This window comes from Vibrio sp. ZF57 (assembly GCF_001691235.1).
Taxonomy (GTDB): domain Bacteria; phylum Pseudomonadota; class Gammaproteobacteria; order Enterobacterales; family Vibrionaceae; genus Vibrio; species Vibrio crassostreae_C.
The window spans coordinates 82,577-83,156 of the sequence record NZ_MAKD01000041.1 but is presented as its reverse complement, the minus strand read 5'-3'; the positions used below and the strand labels follow the sequence as shown (position 1 = coordinate 83,156).

1 protein-coding gene is annotated in these 580 nt (G+C 48.6%); it reads right to left on the bottom strand.

The features are described from left to right. A partial coding sequence (locus A6D97_RS04950; protein WP_206208208.1) for a VCBS domain-containing protein occupies positions 1 to 580 on the bottom strand: 580 nt, incomplete at both ends.

Below are 580 nucleotides of genomic sequence, written 5' to 3'. Positions count from 1 at the left end.
GGTTTCATCGATAGCGACGGTCGCACTGCTGACAGTAGCGGCGTCGTTAGTGCCGTTAATCGTCACTTTGACCGTTGACGTTGTGCCATCAATAGACGATACAGTGAAGGTCTCTTCGACTTTATCGCCGACGTTCAATTGATTAAACGCACTGTTGGCGGTGAACACCCAATGCCCATTAGCATCAATAGTTAGGTCGCCATTAGCTCCAACAATGGAGTCTGGCGTAAATGTGTTATCAGGATTATCAACATCGGTACTGGTTAACGTGCCTGATGTCGTTACCGCTTTATCAGTCTCATCCACACTGACTGTTGCGGTACTGACTGTCGCTGCATCGTTAGTGCCGTTAATCGTCACTTTGATGGTTGACGGTGTGCCATCAACCGACGATACCGTAAAGGTCTCTTCGATCTTGTCGCCGACATTCAATTGATTAAACGCGCTGTTGGCAGTGAAGCTCCAGTGACCATTGGCATCAATAGTCAGGTTACCGTTGGTGCCTGAAATAGAATCCGGCTGGAAAGCATTGTCTGGGTTATCTACGTCGGTACTGGTTAGGGTGCCTGAGGTTGTTACC